General features: G+C 60.7%; 10 protein-coding genes. 5 read left to right on the top strand and 5 right to left on the bottom strand.

Annotated features, from left to right (window positions below; all coding sequences use genetic code 11):
- The first annotated feature begins 3 nt into the window (after nt 1–3).
- Nucleotides 4–4,137: an Ig-like domain-containing protein gene (locus G3256_RS10800; protein ID WP_169640823.1), complete on the top strand. Its 4,134-nt coding sequence runs from the start codon at nt 4–6 to the stop codon at nt 4,135–4,137.
- Nucleotides 4,138–4,168: 31 nt separating this feature from the next.
- Here G3256_RS10800 and ggpS read toward each other — a convergent pair whose 3' ends face one another.
- The 3 genes from ggpS to G3256_RS10785 are packed head-to-tail and all read right to left on the bottom strand — an operon-like array spanning nt 4,169 to nt 7,580.
- Nucleotides 4,169–5,683: a glucosylglycerol-phosphate synthase gene (gene ggpS / locus G3256_RS10795; RefSeq protein ID WP_169640822.1), complete on the bottom strand. Its 1,515-nt coding sequence runs from the start codon at nt 5,681–5,683 to the stop codon at nt 4,169–4,171.
- A 3-nt stretch (nt 5,684–5,686) separates the two neighbouring features.
- On the bottom strand, nt 5,687–6,448 hold the full coding sequence (locus G3256_RS10790) for an HAD-IIB family hydrolase (protein ID WP_169640821.1): 762 nt from the start codon (nt 6,446–6,448) through the stop codon (nt 5,687–5,689).
- A 1-nt stretch (nt 6,449) separates the two neighbouring features.
- On the bottom strand, nt 6,450–7,580 hold the full coding sequence (locus tag G3256_RS10785; RefSeq protein ID WP_169640820.1) for an NAD(P)H-dependent glycerol-3-phosphate dehydrogenase: 1,131 nt from the start codon (nt 7,578–7,580) through the stop codon (nt 6,450–6,452).
- Nucleotides 7,581–8,051: 471 nt separating this feature from the next.
- On the opposite strand from G3256_RS10785, the gene G3256_RS10780 reads away from it, so the two are divergent.
- From G3256_RS10780 to G3256_RS10765, 4 genes are all read left to right on the top strand, one after another.
- A complete protein-coding gene (locus tag G3256_RS10780) occupies nt 8,052–8,948 on the top strand; it encodes a UTP--glucose-1-phosphate uridylyltransferase (protein WP_246227535.1) in 897 nt (298 codons plus the stop codon).
- A 67-nt stretch (nt 8,949–9,015) separates the two neighbouring features.
- Nucleotides 9,016–10,686 (top strand): alpha-amylase family glycosyl hydrolase, encoded by a 1,671-nt coding sequence (locus G3256_RS10775; RefSeq protein ID WP_169640819.1) that lies wholly within the window; start codon nt 9,016–9,018, stop codon nt 10,684–10,686.
- Between the two features lie 154 nt (nt 10,687–10,840).
- Nucleotides 10,841–12,676, top strand: coding sequence for an autotransporter assembly complex protein TamA (locus G3256_RS10770; protein ID WP_169640818.1), 1,836 nt, complete (start codon nt 10,841–10,843; stop codon nt 12,674–12,676).
- The gene (locus G3256_RS10765; protein ID WP_169640817.1) at nt 12,673–17,175 is read left to right on the top strand and encodes a translocation/assembly module TamB domain-containing protein; all 4,503 of its coding nucleotides are present in this window, start codon (nt 12,673–12,675) and stop codon (nt 17,173–17,175) included. Before G3256_RS10770 ends, G3256_RS10765 begins: the two co-directional genes overlap by 4 nt.
- 6 nt (nt 17,176–17,181) lie before the next feature.
- Here G3256_RS10765 and G3256_RS10760 read toward each other — a convergent pair whose 3' ends face one another.
- Together G3256_RS10760 and acs are read right to left on the bottom strand one after the other, a co-directional pair.
- Entirely contained in the window at nt 17,182–17,706 is a 525-nt protein-coding gene (locus G3256_RS10760; protein ID WP_246227532.1) for a flavin reductase family protein, read from the bottom strand.
- Between the two features lie 166 nt (nt 17,707–17,872).
- Nucleotides 17,873–19,846, bottom strand: coding sequence for an acetate--CoA ligase (acs, locus tag G3256_RS10755; RefSeq protein WP_169640816.1), 1,974 nt, complete (start codon nt 19,844–19,846; stop codon nt 17,873–17,875).
- Between the last annotated feature and the right edge of the window lie 147 nt (nt 19,847–19,993).

The raw sequence follows: 19,993 nt of genomic DNA, 5'->3' as shown, positions 1-19,993 counted from the left end.
GTCGTGTCTTTGCAGATTTCAGAAAACATCCAGAGCGGACCAGCGCCGCTGACGCCGGAGCCGGACGCGTCCGGGCACATCGTCGTGCCGGATGCCGCTCAGCTCTTCAGCGGTGCGTTTTCACGCAGTGGCAATGACCTCACCATCAGCTATGATGGCGTGCCGGATGTTTATCTGCCCGGGTATTTTGCCGCATCCCCGCCCGCCGGTCTTTTTGCGCCTGACGGTGCTGTGCTGCGCGGCGATCTGGTCGAACTGCTCGCCGGTCCCCTAACGCCGGGACAGTATGCTCAGGCCGGTGCCGCGCAGACCGGGGCCGCAGCCGCAATCGGCCAGGTCGAGACGGCAGAGGGCGAGACCACAGTGCAGCGCGCTGACGGGACCGTCGAGACACTGCAGGTCGGGACCAAGGTTTTCCAGCAGGATGTACTGATCACGGGTGACGGCGCTTCGGTCTCCGTGACCTTTGTCGACGGCACCATTTTCACGCTGTCATCAGCGTCGCGCATGGTCATCGATGAGCTGATCTTTGATCCCGATGCCAATGACAACTCCGGCAGTTTCAGCCTTATTCAGGGCGGGTTTGTCTTCATCGCGGGTCAGGTGGCGAAAACCGGCGGCATGGAAGTCAGCACGCCCTCTTCCACCATGGGCATCCGTGGAACAACGGTGCTTGTGTCGGTTGGCACGGACGCGGGCGTCGTGACCAGTGAAATCACGCTGACCCGCGACCCGGACGGTGATGTGGGCCAGATTGAAGTCTTTGATCTTCAGGGCAATCTGCTGGCCAACATCAGCGGAACGGACGTCAAATGGCTGGTGTCGAGCAACGGCGAAAGCCGGGAAGTGCCGCGCACACTCGATGATGATGCCAGCGACAACCTCCTGATTGCCGAAGCCTTCGCCGCCTTCCGAAGTGCTGTGAACCGGGTTGAGGCAGGCGATACTTTTGTGTCGCTCGGGGATGCCGGCGGGCAGTCTGCGACCGGCTCCGACGGCGGCGGCGCGGGCACGGATCTGGAAGTTGATTCCATTGATGAAGCCGACACCATCGAACAACCGCCCGACATCCAGGGCGACGACGCCGAAGACTTCACCCCGTTTGACGAGGGCCTCAATCTGCTTGAGGAGCCCTCTGAGCCGCCCGTTATCCTGGTTTCAGGGCCGGAGGACGCAACGGCTGCCGCAGCCATCACCGGGAGTGTTTCTGTTATCAGTGGCGGTGTCGCGGGGGTGACCTTTGCCATCACCAGCGCACCGGGTAACGGTACTGCCTCGCTGAACCCTGACGGCACCTTTGATTTTGTTCCGGACCCGGATTTCAACGGTACGGACACCTTCACGGTAACGGCCACCGACGCGGCGGGCGGGGCGGTCGAGGGGTTTGTGATCGTCACTGTTCTGCCCGTCAATGACGCGCCGCAGACCACCGATCAGAGCACCGGCGTCTCAGAAGACAATGCCGTGATCGGCGTGATCGCAGCCAGCGATATTGATGGCGATCTGCTGACTTTCTCCATCACCGCAACACCGTCGAACGGTGCGGTCGCGCTGCAGACTGACGGCACGTACTCTTACACGCCGGATGCCGATTTCGCGGGCACCGACAGCTTTACGGTACGGGTCACTGACCCGGCGGGTGATTTTGCCGATGCCACGGTTTCTGTGACTGTCTCGGCGCTGCCGGATGTACCGGTAGTGGTTGTCACCTCCTCCACCACGACCGGTGCGCTGACAGATGGCGCGGGTCCGGTGATCGCAGAGGGCACGCTGGTCGCAGAAGATGCGGATGCGGATGCGGTTCTCGTCTGGTCGGGTGCGGGCAGCTCTGCCTTTGGCAGTTTCAGCATCGCGGCGAACGGTGACTGGACCTATGCTCTTGATGCGGTTGCGGCCGTAAGCCTTGGCGGTGGTGAGGTTGTAACCGAGACCTATACGGCTACGGTGACCGACGACACCGGCGCGACCGCTGATCAGGTCGTGACGATCACGCTGACCGGTACCGATGATCTGCCCGTGATTACCAGCACAGCAGCGGATGCCAGCGGTGCCGTGCCCGAAGGCAGTGAGGATGTCACCGTCTCAGGTCAGATCACCGCGACTGATCCCGATACCGGCGGGTCGGCGGTCTGGTCCGTGGGCGCCGTTGCCGTGGCCTATGGCAGCTTTACGCTGCTGGCAGACGGCACCTGGAGCTACACGCTCGACAACCTCGCAGCCGATCCACTTGATCTGGGCGAGACCGTGACCGAAACCCTGACGGCTTTGGCCACAGATATCACCGGTCAGCAGGTCACCGAGACTGTCAGCGTCGTGATCACCGGCACCAATGACACGCCCGAACTCGTCCCGGTATCTGTCTTTGAAACCGTGGACGGAGAGGCCATCGGCGGCACGCTGACGGCATCGGACGTTGATGGCGCCGGCACGCTGACTTTCAGCGTCACAATCGGCCCCGATGACGGCACGGTCACATTGTCGCCGGACGGCATTTTCTCTTACACACCCGATCCTGGTTTTCTCGGGATCGAACGCATCACATATCAGGTGGATGACGGCGCCGGCGGGGTCTCGACGGCGCGGCTCGATATTGTTGTCGAAAACAGCGATGCCTCGGGGGACGATAATGTATCCATTGGTCTGAGCACCGGTGCGACAGCCGAAACAGCAGCCGGTGCCGTGGCCATTGACGTGGTGGAGACGGCGGCGACGAATGCGGTGAACGTGGTCTTTGTGCTCGACAGCTCGGGCAGCATTTCGCCTGCGGACTGGGAATCCCTTCTCGGCGCTGTGGGATCCGCGGTCGACATTCTGCGCGATCAGTTCGATGGGTCGACAACCACCGTCGACGTGCAGCTGATCAGCTTTTCCTCCACCAGCACGGCCACGGCAATCTATGATCTGAATGATCCCGGGCTGCCCGGGGCCGTCAGCACGCTGCCCTATCTGGGGGTCGGCACGAACTGGAAGGATGCGCTGCTGACAGCGGGTGATTTCCTGCTTTCGGAGCCCGCGGTTGAGACGAACTATCTGATTTTCTTCACTGACGGTCAGCCGAACAGTGCCGGGTGGGAATCTGCGGTGGACGCGCTCAGGAATCCGGCAGACGGGCGAGAGCCGGTCATCATCAATGCCTTTGGCATCGGCGACGTGGTCTTTGACGAACTGCTGCTGGTGGACCCCGGCGCGCAGGAACTGTCATCTCCCGACCAGCTGACCGAAGGGCTGCTTGATACGGCGCTCTTCAATCCGCAGCTTGTCTCGCTTGAGGTCGAACTTGAGGTGGACGGCGGGCCGGTACAGATAATTGCAGATGAGACCAGTGATGCACTGATCGTGGAAGGAGTGGACTATGAGCTGCCGCTTGCCTCGATCGAGAATATCGCGGCCCTTCTCGGTGATGTGAACCGCGTGAACGTGCGGGCGAAATTCAGCACCGACAGCAATGACGACACGATTGAGATCGATCTCTTCTCGTCAGATGAAATCGGCAAAGCCGCCGATGCGCAGGACATCGCCGGGCTCAGCGGTGCGGACCTGCTCTTTGGCAGCGATCAGGCTGATACCATTTCTGGCGCAGGCGGCAATGATGTGATCCTCGGCTATGACGGTGATGACCTGATCAACGGCGGCACCGGCGATGACGTGATCCTGGCGGGCGCGGGTGACGATACCATCGAAGTGACCGATGCGCCCTCGGGCACCGAAATCATTGACGGCGGGGCAGGGCGCGACACGCTCTTTCTCGGCGATGTGGGAGACATCAACGCGGTTCTCGCCAGTCTGGACCTGACAGACATCGAAGTGATCGATATGGACAATGGCCAGAACGATACGCTCACCCTGTCACTTGCGGATGTGGTCGATCTGTCCTCCACAGCCGACGAAAGCCTTGAAGACCTGCTCGCAGCGGCGCTGCCGGAAAGTGCGACGATCCTCGGCAATGCCGGTGATGCGGTTAGTTTTGAGGTGGCAGCCGGCGATGCCCTGAACCAGGTTGCAGGTCCCGGGGTCACTGATGCTGACGGCAACGCGCTTACCATCTATCAGTATGTGGGCGGTGCCGGGGAAGTGCTCGCCACTCTGGCGATTGACAGTGATGTGGTTGTTACGGCCTCGGACGGTGCGACTGTCTGAGACCGGTGCCCCGGACGGTTCACTGCGGGATTTACGCGGATTCTGTCGCCGCACTCTTCACGGCTTTACGCGCCAGAGCATCATCAAACTGTCGCTGCTGTTCTTCACCCCAGGACGCGACTGAATAAAGCTTCACCACCCGGCGCAGTTCCGCCATGCGGGAACGACGCTCTTCTTCGGGCATGTCCAGCGCCTGCAGGATCGCCTGATCCATAGACCGGTGTGAAAACGGGTTGGTCACCACGGCCGAATTAAGTTCAACCGCAGCACCGGCGAATTCCGACAGCACCAGTACACCGTCGCCATCCGTACGGGCAGCGACATACTCCTTACAGACAAGGTTCATCCCGTCCACGAGCGGCGTGATCCAGGCGACATCCGCTGCGAGGTAATATTTAATCAGGTCGTCAAACGGAATTGCTCTTGAAATCAACGCGATAGGCTGCCATTCAAGTGTGCCGAAACGACCGTTGATGCGACCTGCGGTTTCTTCGATCCCGGTCTGCGTGCGGGCATAAGCCGACATGTTGCGATCAGCGCTGACCGACACATGCATGAGCTTAACCGTACCGCGCAGTTCAGGATGATCGTCCAGAACCCGCTCAAAGCTTTCGAGCTGGTCCACGCCGCCCTTGGTATAATCGGTTCTGCCCACCGAGAGGATCAGCCGGCAGTCCCCGAGGCCTTCGCGCACCTCTTTGGCGGCAGCTATCACCTTGGGGTCGGTCGCGCGGTCTTCGATAAATCCGGTTGAGACGCCCACAGCGGATGAGCTGATTGATATCTCGCGGCCTTCAAAACCGATCAGCACCGGTGCGCTGCGTTCACTGAGCGCGGTACCGTCCGAAATCAGATCATCTCCCACGGCTTCACGGCGCAGCACATCGACATCGAACATACTGCGCGCGACAGAGACGAAATTGGCGGCATAGCGCGGAATGTGAAATCCCACGATGTCACAGTCGAGAAGGCTTTTGACGATTTCGCGCCGCCAGGGCAGCACGTTGAACATATCCGCAGCCGGAAAAGGCGTGTGGTGGAAAAACGAGATCGTCACGTCCGAGCGTAGCTGGCGCAGATACCCGGGCACCAGCCAGAGATTGTAGTCATGCACCCATACGCGCGCGCCCTGTGCCGCCTCGCGTGCGGCTGCTTCGGCAAACGCCCAGTTCACTTCACGGAACGTCGGCCAGTCCACAGGATCATAGTTAAATTTCTCTTTAAAGCTGTGCAGGATCGGCCAGAAAGCCTCTTTCGAGGAGACATGATAAAAGCTGCTGACCTGCTCATGCGTCAGCGGCAGGCGGGACACGGTGTAGTCGCCGTGCACATCAGAAATTTCCACTACCTTGTCGAATTCCGGGTTTGACGGGTCTTTGGCCAGCTTCCAGGCGATCCAGGATGCGTGCTCTGCCGTGCCGAAAAAGCTTTTTAGCGTCGGGACAATGCCGTTGGGGCTCTTGTTTTCACGAAAAACGGTTTTGCCGTTTTCCTCGACTTCTTCATAGGGTTGACGGTGGTAGACGATCACAAGATCGGAGGGCATGGGTCAGACCTTTTCCGGTGCGGCATGCAGGTTAAAATAGCGCACTGCCTCCAGAATACCACCCGCTCCTATATCCCCGGCGCGGAAGATACGGTCCGCCTCGGGCAGCGCATCAAGCAGCGGTTTTTCTGATCCGCCAACTGCAACCGCCGGGGTGCCGGCCACCAGCATCGACAGATCGTTAAGCGTATCACCCGCCGCAAGGACGTCACCTGTTGCGATATCCAGATGGCTCAGCAGACGCAGCAAAGACGGCCCCTTGCTCACCCCACCGGGCAGCACGTCAAAGAAGCGGTTGTCCGAAATCAGCACATCAAGACCCATCGCTTCGATTTTATCTTTTGCCGAAGGGTCAAAACGCTCAGGGTCGTAGTCGTAACTGACCCGGTAACGGAAACCTGTTGGCTGCACCTCAAGACCGGGGTGTCCGTCGAGAGCTTCTCGCACTTTTTTTCCACTGTCTTTCCAGCGTGATGCGATGTCTTCTTCAAGTGCTTCGATCGGCGCGATCTCTCGGCCGGAAGTGACACGGGCAATGGTGGTACCGACGTCACCGATCACATAATCGGGCCAGGGCACACCGCTGCCGCACAGCTGGTGGATAAACTCCGGATCCCGGCCGCTGACAAAGATCAGGCCGACGCTGGCGCGGTTATCCTCGATCCAGTCATAAAGCCGCGCCCGGTCGGCCTTACTGCCGCCAAGGAATGTTCCGTCGAGATCTGTCGCCAGGACAAACCGGTGTCCGGATAGATCGGTACTCACATCACTCTCCGTTCAGATTGCTGAGGCTTGGCCGGGCCGGATTGCGCAACGAAATGTCGAGCGTGCGCGGCTCGCCCTCAATGGGGCGTGTCCAGAGTGCGGCAAAAGCCTCGTTCAGTTCCGCGCCATCGTGCAGGATGGCGTCGACCGTTTCACAGATCGGCATCGACACGTTAACACGTCGCGCCAGGTCGACAATCGAGCGGGCATTGGCCTCGCCCTCGACCACAACCGCGCGTCCGTCGAAACAGTCGGCGCGCCTGCGTCCCTGACCAAGCTGCACGCCAAGCGACATATTGCGCGACGTCTGGCTCGAACAGGTGAGCGTCAGATCTCCGGCCCCGGCAAGCCCGGTGACAGTTTCCCGCCGCCCGCCAAGTGCTTCGGCAAGCACCTTCATTTCGTATATGCCCCGGGTGATCAGCGCCGCGCGGGTATTTTCGGCAAAGCCGGCCCCCGTCATCATGCCGCAGCCGATCGCGATCACGTTCTTTACAGCGCCGCCGATTTCAACCCCGATCAGATCATCAGAGATATAGGTTTTGAAGGATCCGGTGCTCATCGAAAGCGCCATGCGCGCAGCAGGGCTCGCATAGGGATCAAGCCGGTCCTGGTGGCTGAATTCGAACGCGACCGTTGCCGCCGTCGGGTGTCCGAGTGCGGTCTCGCGCGCGAATGTCGGCCCGGAGATTGTGCCGACGGGAACGTGTCCGAGCTCTTCATGCGCGACCTGAGACATCAGCAACCCGCTGCCGGGCTCGATCCCCTTGGTACAGACCGCGACGGGGACGCCAGGCGGGATGAAATTATTCACTTCAGCGGCAACCTTGCGTACGGCGCCCGAGGGCACGACCATGATCACGGCGTCGGCGCCGGTGAGCGCCTGGGACATCTGCGTGGTGGCGCTCAGAGAAGGAGCGAGCGGCACGTCCGGCAGATACGTGGTATTCTGATGCACGTTATTGATCGCATCGACCGTCTCTCTGTTGCGTCCGTAGATGCGTACCTGCCGGCCCGCCACCGCAGCCACATTGGCGAGTGCCGTGCCCCAGGCCCCGGACCCGATTACGGCAATCCGGTCATAAGGCGCTGTCTTGGGTGCGGATGAAGATGAATTACCTGTTCTGGTCATCGCTGTTCCTCAGATTTGTGCGCTTTCCCCGATCGCACTGGTCACAAACATCGCTGCAGTGCAAAAGTTCCGTTCAGCCTGAGCTAAACACATTCGACGCCGCATCAAGGTGTGAGGTCGCAAACCGGCATTCCTGCCTCGAAGATTTTCGCCAGATGCTTAAAAAGCAGGCATCTGACATCGGAAATGCTGAAATAATAAATTTGCCGCCGGAGGCAGATTCCGTGGAACCAGAACAGGGGTTCAGACGATGTACTGGTGCAATGAGGTACGGCAGCGATCAGTTTCTGCCAAAAATCCATTGTTTTGTGGACACGCAATCGCGGGAATGCGTTTTTAAGATCCGACAGACTCCGTAGTGGAGTATGAGCTGAATTCGGAAAATCCAAAATGTCGTTTTTTTGACATTGAACCGATTATTCCTAACTTAAAGGCAGGCGCTGCGTCGCAGCAATAACAAGGAGCGAGTAAGTGACAGACCAGAATGTGAGAACAGCGATTTTTCCGGTAGCAGGTCTTGGAACACGGTTCATGCCAGCGACCAAATCGGTGCCCAAAGAGCTTTTGCCGGTTCTGGACACACCGCTCATTCAGTATGCGATTGAAGAGGCGCAGGCGGCCGGGGTTGAGCGCATGATTTTCGTCAGCCACCCCTCGAAAGACGCTATTGAGCACCATGTTCTCGATGATGCAGAATTACGCGCCACGCTGAAAGAACGGGGCAAGGCGAGACTTGCGGACCGACTCCGGAAAGCAGCAATTGATGAGGATGATCACGACGTCATATTTGTAATGCAGGACGAGCCGCTGGGCCTTGGCCACGCGATCCTCTGTGCCGCCGAACACGCGCTCCCGGGCGCAGTGGCCGTCATTCTGCCGGACGATCTGATCCTCGGAAAAACCGGCTGCCTGACCCAGATGATCGAGGCTTACAACACGTCCGAGGCCGGCCATATGGTGGCAACTATGGAAGTTCCGCGTGAGGCCGTTTCCAGCTATGGTATTCTCTCTGTGGCGCGCCGCGACGGGCCTTTCGCCTATGCAGACCGGATGGTTGAAAAGCCTGCCGCCGAAGAGGCACCGTCCACCACAGCGGCCGTGGGCCGTTATGTGCTCGACGGCAGTATTTTTGAAACGCTCCGCTCACAGGAACCGGGGGCCGGGGGTGAAATTCAGCTTACCGACGCCATTGCGCGGGGCATTGAGACCACCGGGCTTGCGGGGTTCCGTTTTGAGGGAATACGCTTTGACTGCGGCTCCAAAGCCGGGATGCTGGCTGCTGAACTGCACCTCGCCCGCCAGGACCCTGAGTTTGATGCGGTGATCGACGATTTCGTCGCATCGTTTCACACTGCCGAAGTTGCCTGATCCTGCGCTTCCCAAACGGCAAAACCGCGGTTAAGCTGCCGCGGATGCTGAGAATTCCGGACGTGCAATGATCGATACAGACCCTGCAACCGCGCCCGACGACTGGTGGCGCGGTTGTACTATTTACCAGATCTATCCCCGCAGTTTTCAGGACAGCAACGGCGATGGCATCGGCGATCTAGCCGGGATCGTCAGCCGCATCCCCTATGTCGCAGGGCTGGGCGTTGATGCGGTCTGGATCTCGCCGTTTTTCACTTCGCCTATGAAGGATTTCGGCTACGACGTCAGCGATTACTGCGATGTCGACCCGATGTTCGGCACGCTTGCTGATTTTGACACACTGGTCGAGACAGCCCACGAGCACGGTTTAAAGGTGATGATCGATCTGGTGCTGTCGCATACGTCGGATATTCATCCCTGGTTTACCGAAAGCCGCAGCAGTCGTGAGGGGCCGCGCAGCAACTGGTACGTCTGGGCAGACCCGAAACCGGATGGCACGGCACCCAACAACTGGCTGTCGATCTTTGGCGGCACGGCCTGGCAGTGGGACCCGCGCCGCGAACAGTATTTCCTGCACAATTTCCTGACCTCACAGCCCGATCTTAATCTGCACAGCGAGGATGTGCAGAACGCGCTTCTGGGCGTGACGCGCTTTTGGCTGGACCGGGGGGTGGACGGCTTTCGTCTGGACACAATCAATTTCTATTTCCACGATAATGAGTTGCGCGATAACCCGCCGCTGCCGCCCGAAGAGCGCACGGCAAAAATAGCGCCCAGCGTGAACCCCTACAATCATCAGGATCATATCTATTCGCGCAACCGGCCCGAAAACCTTGCTTTTCTGGCGCGTTTCCGTCGGTTGCTTGATGAATACGATGGCATCACATCACTGGGCGAAGTAGGAGACGGACGCCGTGGCCTTGAGCTGCTGGGGCAGTACACCAGCGGTAAAGACGGCGTGCATATGTGCTATGGCTTTGAGTTTCTGGCGCCCGACCGCCTGACGGCGACCGGGGTTGCGCAGGTCTTTGATGAGCTGAGCCGGGTCGCGCGGCATGGCTGGGCGGCCTGGGCCTTCTCTAACCATGATGTTACGCGTCACAGCACCCGCTGGGATCTCAGCCCGGCGGCGCGCCGGTTGCATGCAACCTTACTGATGTGCCTGCCGGGGTCTGCCTGTCTTTATCAGGGAGAGGAGCTTGGGCTGCCCGAGGCAGATGTGCCTTTTGAAGATCTGCAGGATCCCTACGGCATTGAATTCTGGCCGGAGTTCAGGGGCCGCGACGGCTGTCGCACGCCGATGGTCTGGGTCGCAGATGACCAGAACGGTGGGTTTACCGACCATAATCCGTGGCTGCCGGTGGCCCACAGCCATCTCAGCAGGGCCGTTGAGGAACAGGAGCGCGCTCCGGGATCAATCCTGCATCACTACCGCGCTGCCATTGCTTTCCGCAAAGCAAACCCGGCACTGCGCCACGGCAGTCATAACGGTGTCTTCGCCTATGGTGATGTGCTGCATTTTACCCGCCGCTCCGCCGATCAGACGCTTTTCTGTGCATTTAATATGTCCGACACCCCCTCGATGCATGCGCTGCCGCCCGGCGACTGGGAAACAATCGGTGCCGAACTTGGCGGCGCACGGCCCGGCGCAGAGAATCGTCTGCATCTGGGTCCATGGCAGGTCTGCATTGCACGCAAAAACGATGAAACCGGGGCTGTTCATCACAATCTGCCCTGAATATGGCGGGTGCTCGCCGGTGGGCGCATTATTCTCGGTGTGGGTCGCTTTGCCCGATTGCAGTCCGGTTAAGAAGTCCGGTAGAAAAGTCGGGGAGAGCGTGTTTGTGTGTGGCTGATCGTGTTGATCAGGCGGGGTTCGTTCCGGGGGGAAGATGTATTTCAGGTATCTGAGCAGGACATATCTGCGCCGTGCGGCCGGATTTTCTTCCGTTGCTTTCTGGCTGGCGCTGCAGGCACAGGCAGCATCCGCACTCGAGGTTTCGCTGACCGGACCTCTGGATGACGATTTGCGCGAAACGCTGGAAAACGGCTCACTGCTTTTTGAGCAGGCGGAAGCCGCGTCCGGGGATGACGACGACGCGCCGCCGGTGCGCCCGCAGGAAATCGTTTCGGTTGCCCAGGCCGACTACAAGCGCCTGCTGGCGATCCTTTATGATCAGGGATATTTCAGCCCGGTCATTGAAATTCGAATAGACGGGCGAGAAGCAACGGGCATACAGATCGTGAACCCGCCCGCGTCAATCAGCAGGGCGGTGATCACCGTTCAGCCGGGCACCGCTTTTCGCTTTGGCAAGACAGAAATAGACCCGCTGGCGCCTGAAACAGAACTGCCCGAGGGCTTTCGCAGCGGCGAGCCTGCCCGACTGAGCCAGATCAGCGGCGCTGCCGCCGCCGGTGTCGGTGGCTGGCGCGACGCGGGCCACGCGAAAGCCACGCTGACGCAACAAAAGATCACCGCGCGCCACAGGGAAGAACGGATCGACGTAGATCTGACCCTGACACCGGGACCAAAGCTGCGCTTTGGCCCGCTGACCGTACGCGGCAATGAAGCGGTACGGACCGAGCGGATATTAGAGATTGCCGGCCTGCCGGTGGGAGAAGACTTTTCCCCTGATGAGCTGAACGATGCCGCCGGGCGTCTGCGCCGGTCCGGGGCCTTTGGCGCTGTCGCGATGATCGAGGCCGAACAGCCCGGTCCGGGCGATACGCTGCCCATCACCGCGCGGGTGGCAGAGGCCAAGCCGCGCCGCTTCGGGTTCGGCGGAGAGCTTGGCACCGAAGAGGGCGTCTCGCTGTCTGCCTACTGGCTGCACCGCAACTATTTCGGCGGTGCGGAACGGCTGCGCTTTGATGCCGAAGTCTCGGGCATCGGGGGCGACACAGGGGGCATCGATTACTCGCTCGGGGTGCGGTATCAGCGGCCCGCGACCTTTAACGAAGACACTGATCTTTACCTGCTTGCAGAGATCGAACAGATTGATTCTGTGAACTATTTCTCGCGCCAGGCGACGATCGGCGCGGGTATTGAACGCTTTGCCTCCGACCAGCGCAAATATCGCTTCGGCGGAGCGTTCCAGCGTGCAAACACGCGCGATGTTTTCGGAGAGAGCAGCTATCTGATCTTTATGGTGCCCACCGGGCTGAACTTCGACTATCGCGACAGTGAACTGGATGCGCGGCGCGGATATTATCTCGACCTCGGCCTGACGCCTTTTCTGGCCATTGATGGCACAGACAACGGCCTGCTCTCCGAGGTTGACCTGCGCGGATACAGAACGTTCGGCAGTACCACGCTTGCCCTGCGCGGGCAGCTCGGATCGGTCGCCGGGCCCTCGCTTGCCGATGCGCCGGCCGATTTTCTGTTCTATTCCGGCGGCGGTGGCACCGTGCGCGGTCATGATTTTGAATCGCTCGGTGTGGATCTGGGCGGTGGCCAGATTGCAGGTGGCCGGTCCTTCATCGGCCTGCAGGCCGAAGTCCGCTACCGCACCAGTGGTGCCCTGGGGCTCGTCGGCTTTTTCGACGCAGGCTATATCGGGGCCGAGGCTTTCCCGGACGGGTCGGGCGAATGGCAGTCCGGCGCAGGTCTGGGCGTCCGCTATGACACGCCGATCGGCCCCATCCGCTTTGACGTTGCAACTGTGGTGTCCGGCGATCAGGACGCGGCCTCTTTTCAGGTTTACATCGGCATAGGACAATCGTTTTGAGGCTTCTGGTATTCACCTTCGCGTTTCTGGCTGCTCTGACCTTTACCGTCGCAGCACAGGATGAAGACGGCGGCAGCTTTCTTGAGCGCACCATCGAAGACCTTTTGTCCGGCGAAGGACGTGATGTCACCATCCGCGGCTTTTCCGGCGCGCTGAGCTCCGAGGCCAGCTTTGACGTCATGACCATCTCCGACCCTTCAGGCGACTGGCTGATCCTCAGGGATGTGACGCTGAACTGGCAGCGCACCGCGCTGCTGCGCGGACGGCTTCAGGTCCAGAGCCTGACCGCCGCGACGCTTGAAATTCCACGTCTGCCGGACCCGGTTGAAACCATCGAGGTTCCGGATGCCGAGGCTTCCGGATTTGCCCTGCCGGAGCTGCCGGTCAGTGTGAACATCGCGGATTTTGAGATCGGGCGTATTTCGCTGGGCGAAGAGGTGATGGGCATTGCGGCCGAACTGAACCTGCGTGCCGCAGCAAAGCTTGACGATGAGGGCGCGGTGATTGATCTGACGGCTGACAGGATCGACGACGCACAGGGCGAATTTGTGATCCGCGCCAGTTTTCTGCGCGAAAACGAAGCGATCTCGGTGGATATCGAAATTGACGAGGGCGAGGATGGTCTTGTCGCCAATACGCTGAACCTGCCGGACAGACCGACCGTCTATCTGGCTGTGAAAGGCGAGGGGCCGCTGGATGATTTCACTGCGGACATCGCCCTGACCACGGCTGATCAGCCCCGCCTGACGGGTGCTGTTTCCCTCGCCGCCCTGGAAGGAACAGGCACGGACGATACGCCGGATCGCCGTGTGCTGGCCGAAATCAGCGGTGACGTGCGGCCGCTTATTCCCGAAGAATACTGGGAGTTTTTCGGATCGGATATCAGCTTTGTGGCCGATACGGTGCTTGCCGCCGGTGGCGAGATTGATGTCAGCGCCTTTTCCTTTGGTGCGGAGTCCGTATCACTCGATGGCAGTGTGCGGCTGAACTCAGACAAATGGCCTGCCTTTATCGATATCGACGGGCGCATTTTCCGGGAAGGCGAGCCGGTTCTGCTGCCGGGCTCGGGCGACGGCATGACCGTCGGCGATGTAAAGCTGAGTGTCGATTTCGACGCCGCACAGGATAACGCGCTGCTGGGCGTTTTCGATATCCTGAGCCTTGCACGGGATGAGATCAGCATCGGCCGTACGCAGCTGACGCTGGACGGATCGCTGGATGCCGCCCCGGGCAGCATCGGTGAGCTCTTCACTGATCTTGAGTTCACGGCGACCGAGGTGGAAATGACCGATCCTTCGGTAGCGCGCGCTCTTGGCGATCGCATCACCGGCCGGGCCAGCATTGATTATATCGAAGACGGCCCGATTGAGGTTGTTGCCCTCAATATCACCGGTGCCGACTATGGCCTTGGGGGTGAAATCACCGTCGAAGGGCTGCAGAACGGTTTTCCCACCACGCTGAATCTCGCGGTGTCTGCGGGAAACATCGGGCGCTTCGAAGCACTCGCGGGCCGGTCTCTGGGCGGTTCGGTGGATGTGAAGGTCAGGGGGCGTGTGACGCCGCTGGCCGGAACCTTTGATCTGAACGTGGCCGGGACCACCGAAGATATCGCCGTCGATATTCCGCAGGCCGATGCCGTGCTGACGGGGCTGACCGAACTGTCCGTCACGGCGGTGCGCGATGACACCGGGACCTTTGTGCGCGATCTGGTGCTGAAAAACGACGCGCTGGATGTCACCGCCGATGTGGCGCTGGATCCCGGCGAGAGCGTTGTAACCGCACGTGCCGCACTCGCGGATATCGGCCTTGTGCTGCCGCAGTACGAAGGGGCTGTGGTCTTTGACGGGTCAGCATCCGAAAACGCGAACGGCTGGCGTGTGGATGCGGATCTCGATGCGCCCTATGACGGGACACTTTCGGTGGCCGGGCTCGCCACCGGGCCGGATGCAGATCTGCGGATCGATCTTAACCTGCCGGATGTCGCACCGCTGGTGCCGGACATCACCGGGTCGCTGTCGGCGAACGGTCGGGTCTGGCAATCGCCGGAAGGCTACCGTGTCGATTTTGCCGCGGCCGGGCCCTATGAGGCCGAAATCGCCGCTGAGGGGCTGGCCACCGGCCCGGATGCAGATGTGGGCCTGCGCATCAGCGTACCGGATCTGGAGCCGCTGGTGCCCGATATCACCGGCGCGCTGCGGGCAGACGGCCGGGTTTTCCAGTCGCCCGAAGGCTACCGCGTGGAATTTGAAGCAGACGGCCCTTATGCGGCGCGGGCTGCTATCGAAGGCCTCGCCACCGGCCCGGACGCCGATCTCGATATCGCGTTGAGCCTGCCGGATTTGCAGCCGCTGGTGCCGTCGGTCTCCGGCCCTGTTGATGCGGAGGCCCGCGTCTGGCAGACGCCCGGCGGCTACCGGGTGGACGTGGAGGCGGATGGTCCATACGCCGCGAAAGTAGCCGTAGAAGGCCTGGCCACAGGCCCCGATGCTGATCTCAACATCGCCCTGAGCCTGCCGGATGTTCAGCCCCTGTTGCCCTCGGTCACCGGGCCTGTGGATGCGGATGCCCGCGTCTGGCAGACGCCTGACGGTTACCGCGTGGATGTTACTGCGGACGGTCCCTACAGGGCGAAAGCCGCAGTCGAAGGCCTCGCAACCGGTCCGGATGCAGATCTGGATATAACCGTGAGCCTGCCGGATGTGCAGCCCCTGGTACCCTCGGTTTCCGGTCCTCTGGCTGCAGATGCGCGCGTCTGGCAGACAGAAACAGGCTACCGTGTGGATGTCACGGCGGACGGTCCCTATGAGGCGAAAGCCGCAATCAAAGGACTGGCCACCGGACCGGACACGGATCTGACGGTTGCGGTGTCTGTGCCCGAAGTGAAGCCCTTGCTGGCAGCCGTCAGCGGCCCGGCACAGGCGGATGCGCGACTGTGGCTCACCGAAGACGGATACCGCGTTGATCTGGATGCAGACGGACCAGACGGGGTAAATGCGCTCGTGTCGGGGCTGGCCACCGGGCCGGATGCTGATCTCGCCTTTGAAGCCGCGATACCGGATCTGTCCGTGCTGGTGCCGGAACTGCCGGGACCCTTTGACGTGGCCGGCACGGCACGCCGTCAGAGTGAGGGCTGGCAGATTGATACCTCCGCCAACGGCCCGGCCGGGTCCAATGCGGTAGTGGCGGGTCTCGTGCGTGAGAACGGAAACCTGGATCTGACCGCCAGCGGGTCTGCGCCCCTGGGTCTCTCGCAGCCTTTCCTGGCACCGCGCAGCCTGCTGGGGCAGGCGCGGTTTGATCTTGCCGTCGATGGCCCGCCGGCGCTCTCGTCTGTGACCGGGCGGATTGAAACCTCAGACGCACGCTTTTCCGCGCCAAATCTGCGCATCGGGCTCGAGGACCTGCGGACCACCATTGCTCTGAACGGTGGCTCGGCGCGTATCGATGCCGAAACCCGCGTGGCGGCAGGGGGTCGGATTGTCGTGAACGGCGGTGTCAATCTGAGCAGTCTGGCGGCAGATCTGAGCATCGGTCTGCGCGGCGCGGTTCTTACTGACCCGAGGCTTTACACAACCACCCTCAACGGCGATGTCACGGTGAACGGCCCGCTGACCGGCGGGGCGCGTATCGACGGTACCATCAATATCGACGGAGTGGATGTGACGGTGCCTTCAACCGGTGTGACCAGCATCGGCGCGATCCCGGACATCCGCCACATCGGAGCGACCGCTCCGGTCAACCGCACGCGCGCGCGTGCCGGTGTCATCCCGCAGGAAACAACGGCCCGATCGGGCGCAGGGCCGGCCTATCCGCTGTCGATCAGGGTCAACGCACCGTCGCAGATATTTGTGCGGGGCCGCGGGGTCAACGCCGAGCTTGGCGGCTCTCTGGAGATCACCGGCAATACCAATAATATCATCTCCGCCGGCAGCTTTGATCTGATCCGCGGTCGGCTTGATATTATTGCAAAACGTTTCGATCTCGATGAGGGCACGATTGATTTTCAGGGCAGCCTGGTCCCGTACATCCGGTTCGTGTCGACCACAGAGATCCCCGACGGCACCGGCAGTATTATCATAGAAGGGCCTGCCGATGCGCTGGAGTTTGAGTTTACCTCTAACCCCGAATACCCGCCCGACGAGGTGTTGTCGCTGATCATCTTTGGCCGCTATGTCTCTGAGATTTCAGGGTTTCAGGCGCTGCAGCTGGCGAACGGTATTGCCGAGCTGACCGGGCGTGGCGGTGTCGGGGTTTTCGGGCGCCTGCGCACCGGTATCGGGCTTGATGAGCTGGACGTTTCGACCAGCGAAAGCGGCGATACCAAAGTGACCGCCGGTAAATATCTCACCGATGATATTTACACCGATGTCTCTGCAAGCGCCGAGGACGGCACGGATATCTCAATCAATATCGACCTGACGGATGCGCTTAAGGGCCGTGCCACCGTAGGCTCCGAAGGACAGAGCAGCATCGGTCTTTTCTTTGAGCGCGATTACTGATCGCAGTCAGGTCGCAGGATCCGGGGCAGGGGCGAAAGCCCCGAAGCGGCCGCGTTCAAACAGCAGCCCCGGTCCGGTATCGGTCGCCTGACGCACATGGCAAACACGGCCCAGGATCACCGAATGATCGCCGGCGGGGTGCAGGGCATGGGTCTGACAGTGAAACTCCGCCAGACAGCCCGCCAGCGTCGGCGCACCGCCCGGGCCCGGCACCCAGCCAAAGGTCTCAAATCCCTCGCCGTTGGTGGCAAAATGGGTCGCCAGATCAAGCTGCTCTGCGCGCAGTACGTGAATGCAGAAATCCGTGGCATCGGCAAAAGCATCGTGACGCCGCGAGCTTATGGCGGGCGACCATAAAACGAGCGGCGGATCAAGCGATACCGAAGAAAACGAATTTGCCGTCATCCCGATCGGTCCGCGCTCAGTCATCACGGTGACGACGGTCACACCGGTGCCAAAGCACCCGAAAGCCCGCCGCAGATCCCATGTACGGTCCGGAGAGGGCGCGAAATCAGGCGCGGGACGGGTCACGTCGTGAGCCCTTTCAGTGTGCGTTGCGCCATAATCTGCCGGTCCTGTCTTCTGTTCTCTGACTGGCAGATAAAACCCGCACCGCGCGGGGCAAGCCTGCAGATCAGAACCGGTGACATAAAACCACTCCGGCGGCCATGGTCGGGCCGCCGGAGGGCGCTGTGCATCACACGGGTGAGCTTTTGTTCATACGGTTTTCGATCAGGTCGTCAACAACCGAAGGATCCGCAAGGGTCGAGGTATCACCCAGCGCGCCGAAATCGTTCTCGGCGATCTTGCGCAGAATCCGGCGCATGATTTTGCCCGAACGTGTCTTCGGCAGGCCGGGCGCCCACTGGATCAGATCCGGAGAGGCAATCGGGCCGATCTCGCTGCGCACCCAGGTCCGCAGTTCTTTGCGCAGCTCTTCGCTTGGTTCTTCGCCGCCCATCAGGGTGACATAGCAGTAGATGCCCTGGCCCTTGATATCATGCGGATAGCCGACGACGGCGGCTTCGGCGACTTTGCCGTGGGCCACAAGCGCGCTCTCCACCTCCGCCGTGCCCATGCGGTGGCCCGAGACGTTGATCACATCATCGACGCGGCCGGTGATCCAGTAATCGCCGTCCGCATCGCGTTTGCAGCCGTCACCGGTAAAGTAATAGCCCTTGTAGTCGCTGAAATAAGTCTGCTCAAAGCGCTCGTGATCACCCCAGACCGTGCGCATCTGCCCGGGCCAGCTTTTGGCGATACAGAGCACACCCTCGACATCGTTGCCTTCGATGATCTCACCGGTTGTGGGTTCGAGTACCACGGGTTCGATGCCGAAAAACGGCTTCATCGCCGAGCCCGGTTTCATCGCATGTGCGCCGGGCAGGGGGGTCATCAGGTGACCGCCCGTCTCGGTCTGCCACCAGGTGTCGACGATGGGGCATTTACCTTTGCCGATTACGTCGTTGTACCAGTTCCAGGCCTCGGGATTGATCGGCTCGCCCACCGTACCCAGGAGACGCAGAGATGACAGATCACAGCCCTCCACAAAGGCATTGCCCTTGCCCATCAGCGCGCGGATGGCGGTGGGCGCGGTATAAAACTGCGTGACCTGGTGTTTGTCGCAGACCTGCCAGAACCGGCTGGCATCGGGCCAGGTCGGCACGCCTTCAAACATCACTGTGGTGGCACCATTGGCCAGCGGGCCATAGACGATATAGCTGTGGCCGGTGACCCAGCCCACATCCGCCGTGCACCAGAAGATATCGCCGTCGTGATAGTCGAATGTGATCTCATGGGTCATCGCGGCATAGACGATGTAGCCGCCGGTCGTGTGGACCACGCCCTTTGGCTGTCCGGTGGAGCCTGAGGTGTAAAGAATGAACAGCGGATCCTCGGCGTTCATTTCTTCGGGCGGGCAGTCGGCAGAAGCCTCAGCCGCCAGCGCATTATAATCAAAGTCGCGCCCTTCGGTCCATGTGGTCTGGCCACCGGTGCGTTTCACCACCAGACATTTCACCTTGTCCGAGCAGTGCAGCAGCGCCTGATCCGCGTTGGTCTTGAGCGGAGTATTGCGGCCGCCGCGCGGGGCCTCATCGGCGGTGATCACCACCTTCGCTTCTGAGCCGTTGACCCGGGCCGAGAGCGCATCGGGCGAAAAGCCGGCAAAAACAATCGAATGGATTGCCCCGATGCGCGCGCAGGCCAGCATGGCATAGGCGGCCTCCGGGATCATCGGCATGTAGATGATGACCCGGTCGCCTTTGCTGACGCCGAGATCTTTCAGCACATTCGCCATTTTGCAGACCGAAGTGTGCAGATCCTTATATGTGATGTGAAGCGCCTCTTCATCCGGGCTGTCCGGTTCCCAGATGATCGCGGTCTGATCACCGCGGGTCTCCACATGCCGGTCCACACAGTTTGCCGCCACGTTCAGCGTGCCGTCGGAATACCAGTTGATCGACACATTGCCGTGCGAAAAATCCACATCTTTGACCGTCGTAAACGGTTTGATCCAGTCGATGCGCCCGGCCTCATTGCGCCAGAACGTCTCCGGATCGCTGATCGAGGCGGCATACATCTCGTCGTATTTCGCGGCATCAATATGTGCGTGTGCGACGGTCTCCTCTGACGGGGGGTAGGATTTGCTGGCTGGCACGTTCCCGGACATTGTTTTCTCTCTCCCTTTCTTTTTCTGCGGCCCTGGTGCTGACAGATGCCGGCTTATGCGGCTGACCGTCGCCTTTCAGGGGCGCTCTTCTGAGATGGATCATAGCCGGATCGGAAAAGAAGGGAATAACCCACGGGAATATAGGGC

The sequence above is a fragment of the Roseobacter ponti genome, assembly GCF_012932215.1.
In the GTDB taxonomy this organism is placed as follows: domain Bacteria; phylum Pseudomonadota; class Alphaproteobacteria; order Rhodobacterales; family Rhodobacteraceae; genus Roseobacter; species Roseobacter ponti.
Note: the sequence above shows the minus strand (reverse complement) of the source record. Positions and strands in the feature narration are given on the sequence as shown.